6 protein-coding genes are annotated in these 7,372 nt (G+C 74.1%); 3 read left to right on the top strand and 3 right to left on the bottom strand.

All coding sequences use genetic code 11. The annotated features are described in order from the left end of the window. Both E1298_RS17015 and E1298_RS17010 read right to left on the bottom strand, forming a co-directional pair. On the bottom strand, nt 1-542 hold a 542-nt coding region (locus tag E1298_RS17015; protein ID WP_165975496.1), incomplete at its 3' end, for a TerD family protein. Between the two features lie 13 nt (nt 543-555). Then, nucleotides 556-1,734 (bottom strand): HpcH/HpaI aldolase/citrate lyase family protein, encoded by a 1,179-nt coding sequence (locus E1298_RS17010; protein ID WP_131894304.1) that lies wholly within the window; start codon nt 1,732-1,734, stop codon nt 556-558. Nucleotides 1,735-1,973: 239 nt separating this feature from the next. Between E1298_RS17010 and E1298_RS17005 the strand changes: the two genes are divergently transcribed. The 3 genes from E1298_RS17005 (at nt 1,974) to E1298_RS16995 (ending at nt 6,657) form a co-directional block, all read left to right on the top strand. Beyond that, the gene (locus E1298_RS17005; protein WP_131894302.1) at nt 1,974-3,938 is read left to right on the top strand and encodes an N-6 DNA methylase; all 1,965 of its coding nucleotides are present in this window, start codon (nt 1,974-1,976) and stop codon (nt 3,936-3,938) included. Between the two features lie 91 nt (nt 3,939-4,029). After that, nucleotides 4,030-5,571: a serine/threonine-protein kinase gene (locus tag E1298_RS17000; protein WP_131894300.1), complete on the top strand. Its 1,542-nt coding sequence runs from the start codon at nt 4,030-4,032 to the stop codon at nt 5,569-5,571. 177 nt (nt 5,572-5,748) lie between these two features. Further along, nucleotides 5,749-6,657: a hypothetical protein gene (locus E1298_RS16995; protein WP_131894298.1), complete on the top strand. Its 909-nt coding sequence runs from the start codon at nt 5,749-5,751 to the stop codon at nt 6,655-6,657. Nucleotides 6,658-6,677: 20 nt separating this feature from the next. Here the strand turns inward: E1298_RS16995 and E1298_RS16990 are convergent, their stop codons facing one another. Then, the gene (locus E1298_RS16990; protein ID WP_131894297.1) at nt 6,678-7,313 is read right to left on the bottom strand and encodes a TetR/AcrR family transcriptional regulator; all 636 of its coding nucleotides are present in this window, start codon (nt 7,311-7,313) and stop codon (nt 6,678-6,680) included. Between the last annotated feature and the right edge of the window lie 59 nt (nt 7,314-7,372).

Raw genomic sequence — 7,372 nt, 5'->3', positions numbered from 1 at the left:
GTGTCCTGCGGGGGCGCGGACGGGGCGGCAGGCGCGGCGGGGCCCGGGTCGTCCACCGTCACCCCGAAGTCGGCGGCGAGACCGGCGAGGCCGCTCGCCCATCCTTGGCCGACCGCCCGCGCCTTCCAGCCGTCGCCGCGCCGGTACAGCTCCAGCAGCACCGCGACCGTCTCGCCGTCCACGAGCGGGGGCGGGACGAACTCGATCGCGTCCGCGCCGGAGGCCACCGCGGCCCGCGGGGTGGTGGACGCGTCGAACCGCGCGCCGGGGCGGTCGGCGTCGACGCTGGCCACGATGGCGATGGTGGTCACCTCGGCCGGCACCCGCCCGAGGTCGGCGGTGACGGCGGGCCCGTCCACGGACACGCCGTCCTGCGCCGGATGGTTGAAGAACACCAGGTCGTGGTCGCCGCGGACCTTGCGGTCCGCGCCGAGCAGGAGGGCGGAGACGTCGACGGGCGCGGCCGCCGTGATCGTGACGACGGCGGACGGGCCGCTCAGCGCCGCGTTCCCGCCCTTGGCGAGCTGCAAGGTCTGCTCCATCGGTTCTCTCCTGTCAGGCGGTGGCGGTCGTGGCGCGGGCGCCCGCGGCCTCCAGCAGCTCGGCGAAGGCGATGTCGGGGGCGGCGACGCCGAACAGCCGGGCGCGCAGCATCAGCCGCTCCGCCCAGGCCCGGTGCGGGCCGGCCTCGTTCATCTTATTGGCGTAGCTGCTGGCCATGGCGCCGCCGTCCGCGACGCCGAGCACGTCGGCCGCGTCGCAGTACTCCTCGTGAGTGACCACTGACATCGCGTGCACGGCTGCCACGTGGCTCGGATGGATCACCGTCTTGCCGGTCAGCCCGTTGGCCTTGTCGAGGTAGACCTCGCGGATCAGCCCGTCCAGCTCGGCGGTGATGATGCGCCTGCGCAGCGGGACGGCGTGCGCCCGTTCGAACGGCGCCTGCCGCAGCTGCGGCTTGAACATGCGCTCGCCGGACGAGAAGTACTCCCACACGGGCCCGGTCACCGCGAACCCCGTCCCATCGGCGCGGCCCAGCACGTTCACCACGTCGGCGATCACGCCGGCCACGGGATGGAGGTCGTAGACGGTCACGTCCGGCGGGCGGCGCAGCCCGAACACCCCGCACATGTCCGTGGCGCCCAGCCGCACGGCGGGCACGCGCTCGCGGTGCTTGGCCAGCAGGCGCGCGATGTCCAGCAGCGTGTCAATGCGCGTCTCGTGGTGGACGGCGTCGCGGCTCTCGATGACGGGCATCGCCAGCAGTCGGTGCCCCGTCCGCTCCTCGGCGCGCGCCACCTCGTCCAGGAAGGCCCCGCCGTGGGCGACGGTGAACTTCGGCAGGACGAACCCGGTGACCAAGCCGAGCGCCGGGCCCAGCCGGTCCGCGAGGTCCTGGATCTGCTCCGGCGTCCGCACCCGGACGAACAGCAGCGGCACCCCGTCCGGGTCCTCCTCGTGGAGTTTGCGCAGCTGCGTCACCAGGTTGGCCTCGGCGGCGGGCACGTCCGAGTCGGAGATCGCGTCCTCCAGGCAGACCACCATGCTCGCCACCCCGTAGCGGGCGCCGCCGGTGATGTCGGCGGCCAGCGCGGGACGCGTCGCCGGGGAGTACAGCGTCGCGCCCAGCGCCATGGCGATGACCTCGACGGGGTCGTCCCGGTGGAAGGAGGCGGGCTGCCGGTGGAACAGGCGCCGGCGGTCCTCACCGGGGATGTGGTCGAAATGTCGCATGGGTGGCCCTTCCTGCTGACCCGCGACCTGTTCGGACCCATGCGGGACCGTCGATCCGAAGGCGTCGGGGCGGTACGGCGGTGGTTCGGTGGCGGCGCCCATTAGAGCATGAGTGAATCAAGTTCACAACTAATGTGATTCAGATACACGACCTGCGTGGCTGTGTCGACACGCGTCGCTGCGCGGGGTAGCGTCCGTGACCCCGACGACAGGAGGGCAGACCGGTGCCGGAGGCGCCCATGGACAGAGCGCCGGAGGCGCCCATCGACAGAGCGCCAGAGGCGCCCGACGGAGTGCCGGAGGCACCCGGCAGGCTGCCGGAGGCGCCCGACGACGGCACGGTGACCGCGGCCGACATCGCCCGGCTGGCCGGAGTGGGCCGGGCCGCGGTGAGCAACTGGCGGCGCCGCCACCCCGACTTCCCGCGACCGGTCGGCGGCACGTCCGCCAGCCCCGTCTTCTCGCTCGGCCAGGTCACGGCCTGGCTGCGGGGGCAGGGCAAGCTGCGCGAGGTGCCGATCGAGGAGGAGGTCTGGCAGCGGGTCCGCGCCGCCGCCGGCGACACCTCGCCCGCCGCCGTGATCGGCGAGGTCGGTGTGTTCCTGCTGCACTTGGCCGCGGGCACCGCCGTCCCGCCCGCTTCGTCCGGCACCGCGTGGGACGCCGTGCTGCGCTCCGTCCAGCAGCTCGCGGAGGCGTGGGGCGCCCGGGAGGCGCTGGAGTTCCTCGCCGGACGCCACATCGAGACGCACTCCCGCCGCTCCGACATCACCCCGCCGCAGGTCGCCGCGCTGATGGCGGACCTGCTCGACCCGGGGGCCGGACCCGTCCTCGACCCCGCCTGCGGGCCCGGCACCCTCCTCCTGGACGCCGTGCGCGGCTCCCAACGGCCCCTGTTCGGGCAGGAGCGCGACGCGGGCCTGGCCCAGATCGCGCGCACCCGGCTGGCGTTCCGCACGTCGGGTGCGTCGGGTGCGTCGGGTGCGTCCGGCGTGGACGTGCGGGCCGGTGACGCGCTGCGGCAGGACGCGTTCGCCGGGACGACCGTCGACGCCGTCCTGTGCGACCCGCCCTTCCACGACCGGCACTGGGGATACGAGGACCTCACCGCCGACCCGCGCTGGGAGTACGGGCTGCCACCGCGGATGGAGCCGGAGCTGGCCTGGGTCCAGCACGCCCTCGCCCACCTGGTGCCCGGCGGGCTCGCCGCCGTCCTCATGCCGCCCGCCGCCGCCGGGCGCCGGTCGGGCCGCCGGATTCGCGCCGAGCTGCTGCGGCGCGGCGCGCTGCGGGCCGTCGCCGCGCTCTCCGACTCCCACCACCTCTGGCTGCTGCGGCGCCCGTCCGGCGCCGCCCCGCCCGGCGTGCTGATGGTGGAGGGCGCCGAACCGGACGCGGTGGTCCGGCTGTGGCGCGCCTTCCAGCACGCGCCCGACGTGGACGAGCCGGGCATCGCCCGCGCCGTACCCCTCATCGACCTGCTCGACGACGAGGTCGACCTCGCGCCCGGACGGCACGTCGCGGCCTCCGGGTCCGCCCGCACCACCCAGGAGTACGTGCGGACCCGGGACCGCATGGCCGCGCTCGTCCGGCGCCTCGACTCCCTCGTGCCCGACGCCGAACCCGCCGCGCCCCGCGACGTGCCGGACACCTCCGTCTCAGAGCTCGTCCGCATCGGCGTGCTGACCGTCCTGCAAGGGCCGTCCGGACGGGACCCGGATCCGGACCCCGCAGGCCGGCCGCTCCTGACCGCCGACGACGTCGCCGAAGGACGCGCCCCGTCCGGACGGGTGCTCCCCGGCGAGCCCTGGATCACCCTCCGCACCGGGGACGTCGTCGTGACCGCCGCCGCCCGCCGCTTCGCCGCCCGCGTGGTGGACGAGGGCGGCGCGCTCCTCGGCCACCACCTGTGGCTGCTCCGCGCGGACCCGGCGGCGCTCGACCCGCACTACCTCGCGGGGATCCTGCGCAGCACCGCCAACACCCGCTCCGCGGCCGGCGCCACCACCGGCGGGCGGACCGATCCCCGGCGCGCCCGCGTCCCCCGCCCGCCGCTGGACGAGCAGCGCCGCCTCGGCGCGATCTTCCGCCGGGCGCAGGAGCTCGAACACGCCCTGCGCGACGGCGCGGCCCTCGGCGGCGAGATGGCGCGGCTGCTCGCGGACGGGGTCGTCCAGGGCCGTCTTCGCCCGCCCGCTTCCTGAAGATCGCCGTCCGCTTCCTGATGATCGTTCGTATACGCCAGAATGTCTGCTCTTGGGGGCCGCGCGTGGGGGCTCCCCGGAGGGGGGCACGATGGCACCTGGGGTGCTCGCCGGCCGCTACGAGCTCACCGCGCCCCTCGGCCGCGGGGGCATGGGGCAGGTCTGGGAGGGCGCGGACCGCCAGCTCGGCCGCCGGGTCGCGATCAAGCTGCTCACCGACGAGCACCTCGCGGGCCGCGCCGACCCCGGTGAGCTGGTCCGGCGCTTCGCCCGGGAGGCGTCGATCACCGCCGGGCTCCAGCATCCCGGCGTCCCCGCCGTGCACGACGCGGGCTCCTACGACGGCGGCCTCTACCTCGTGATGGAGCTGATCGAGGGGTACACGCTCGGCGACCTGATCGCCGAGGAGGGCGCGCTGCCGGTCCCCTGGGCGGCGGCGATCGGCGCCCAGGTGTGCGCGGTCCTCGCCGTCGCGCACGACCGCGGGCTGGTGCACCGCGACCTCAAGCCGCAGAACCTGATGCTGACCAGGGACGGCATGGCCAAGGTCCTGGATTTCGGCGTCGCCACCGTGCTGGACGCGGCGGGCGTCCCGCGCATCACCAGGACCGGCGAGACCGTCGGCACCCCCGCGTACATGGCGCCCGAGCAGTTGCGCGGTGAGCGCGCGATCCCGCACAGCGACCTGTACGCCCTCGGCTGCGTCCTCTACGAGATGCTCGCGGGACGGCCCGTCTTCGAGGCCGCGTCCCCGCACACTCTCAACTACCTGCACCTGGAGCAGCCGCCGGCCCCGCTCGGCCGCGCCGATATGCCGCCGCAGCTGGAGTGGCTCGTCCGCCGGCTGCTGGGCAAGGAGCCGCTCCAGCGCCCGTCCGGCGCCCGCGAGGTCTTCGACGGCCTGCTCCCGTTCACCGCCGGCGCCGGACCGCTCGCCGGGATCGTCCCCGCGGGCGTCGCGTCCGGCGGGATCCACCTGTACGCGCGGGCCCTGGTACGGCTGACGGCACCCCCGCCGGGCCACCCGGCGGGCCACCCGTCCGCCAGGCCGGACCTTTCGCACGCCGCCGCCTTCCCCGCCCCGGCGGATTCGCCCCCGCCTGCCGCTGCGGCGTCGGCGCAGCACTTCGCCGCCTTGCCGACGCCCGCGTCATTTGCGCAGCAGCGCGTTGCCTTTCCCGTGTCGGCGGACGTGGCCCAGGACCCCGGCACCCAACCGGCGCCTTCGGCCTCCGGGGGGCACGCCGCCGCCCACCCGATGCAGCCGGTTTCGGCGCCGTCGGTCGCCGCTGGGCCGTCCGGGCCGTCCTGGCCGCACGCCTCGGCGCCCGTCCCGTCCCACGGCGCGGGCTGGAAGCTGAGGCACAGCCTGTGGATCCTGCCGACGCTCTCCTTCGGCTTCACGCCGTGGGCCGCGTTCCTCTACATCGGCCTCCGGCACCGGCACCGGTGGTGGATCGTCACGGCGGCCGTCTACGCCGTCCTGACGGCCGTGCTGCTCACCCTCCTCATCGTCCTGCCTGAGAACTCGTTGACCGGCGGCCTCTACCTGATGGCGATGACCTTCGCGCCCATCATCCACGCGGTGATCGTCAACCCCGCACGCCTCAGGACTCTCGCCCGGTCCTCCTGACCGCGCGCGTTCCGGATGAACCGATCGGCGGCGCACGTTCGTATCAAAACTTGTTCGGCCGGACGCCTGATTCGGCAGCCGACCAGACCTAAGCTCCCGACAGTTGAGTCGCGGCCCCGCAGGCTCTCACCGCGCCGAGCGACGTGGGCCGCGGCAGGCGCATCCGGAGGTTGAGCCGTGCCGAACGTGACCGAGGACGAACTCGTCCAGCTCCTGCAATACGGTCCCTTCAACGTCGCCCTGCACGCCGCAATCCAGGCGAGGGGCGTCAGTCTCGAATTCCTGCGGCGGCGTCTCGCCGAGCAGGGCATCGCCATCAGCCTGTCCACGCTGAGCTACTGGCAGCGCGGCCGCACCAGGCCCGAGCGCATCGACTCGCTGCGGGCCGTCCGCGGCCTGGAGACGATCCTGGAGCTGCCGCGCCACTCGCTGCTGGCGCTGCTCAAGCCGACCACCGAGCGCTCCGCGGCCCCCTGGCTGCCGGTCGAGGAGCTGTGCCCCGAGCCCGGCGTGAAGGACCTGCTGGACGAGATCGGCGACCACGGCGAGAGGCTGCTCACCGGCCTCAGCCTGCACGACCGGTACCTGATCGGCGCCCGCCGGGAGCTGCTGGAGGTGCACACCCGCACGGTCTTCCAGGCCCAGCAGCGCGGCGTGGACCGGTGGATCGCCGTCTACCACCACCCGCACGGCGTCCTGCCGACGTCCCGCACCACGCGCGGCTGCCGGTTCGGACGCGTCCGGATGGACGAGGCCAGCGGCCTGATCGCCGCCGAACTGCTGTTCGACCGCCCGCTGCGGCGCGGCGAGACGTACCTGCTGGAGTACGGGTTCGGGTTCGACGAGACGGGCCCGCCGATCACCGAGGAGGGACGCGGTTTCCGCACGCCCCAGCACGAGTACCTGATCGAGGTACGGTTCCATCCGTCGACGCTGCCCGCCCGCCTCTACCGCACCTGGCGCCCGGACGGGCACACCGCCCTGAAGGACACCTCCGACCTGCACATGTCCAGCTACCACAGCGTCCACCTCATCGAGTTCGGCATGGCGGCCGGCTACCACGGCATCCGCTGGGAATGGGAGTAGGGCGCATTTCATGGCAGGCCTCAGCCGCGCCGGTCGTCCAGCGGGGTCAGCAGGTGGTCGAGCAGGGTGTGCAGGTGGGCTCGGAAGCGCTCGACGGAGGCGCGCTCCTGCCCCTCGGGGGTCTGCCCGCGGATCGGACGGAAGGCCCACGGCTCGCCGGGGCCCGAGTAGACGATGCCGCCGCTGAGAAAGCCGTAGACGCACCAGACGACGGTCCACACCAGGTGGTCGGGGTCGACGTCGCCGGGGACCAGGTCGCGTATCGCGCCGGCGACCAGGATCGACAGCGGCCTGGTGTAGAGGTCCTCCAGGCCGGGCACGTCGGCGGCGTCCCCCATCCACCGGTGCAGCCACAGGGCCATGACGTCCGGACGGGCGATCTGGAAGTCCAGGTAGGCGTCGGCCAGGGCCACCACGCCCTGACGGCTCGGCGTGAACCCGTCCATCGCGGCGCGCATGGCCTCCTGTTCGGCGGCGTCGGCCCGCCGCATCACGGCCCGGTACAGGTCGGCCTTCGTCCCCGCGGACTCGCGGAGGACGTCCATGCCGACGCCGGCGGAGTCGGCGATCAACTGCGTCGACGTGCCGTCGAACCCCAGTTCGGCGAAGATCCGGGTCGCCGTCTCGATCAGCCGTTCCGCCTGTGGATCGTCCATGCGATCACTATAAGTGACCGTATGATCGCGATCCGTGCGGTGCGGGGCGCCTCTCGCCG

The sequence above is a fragment of the Actinomadura rubrisoli genome, assembly GCF_004349215.1.
GTDB lineage: Bacteria > Actinomycetota > Actinomycetes > Streptosporangiales > Streptosporangiaceae > Spirillospora > Spirillospora rubrisoli.
Note: the sequence above shows the minus strand (reverse complement) of the source record. Positions and strands in the feature narration are given on the sequence as shown.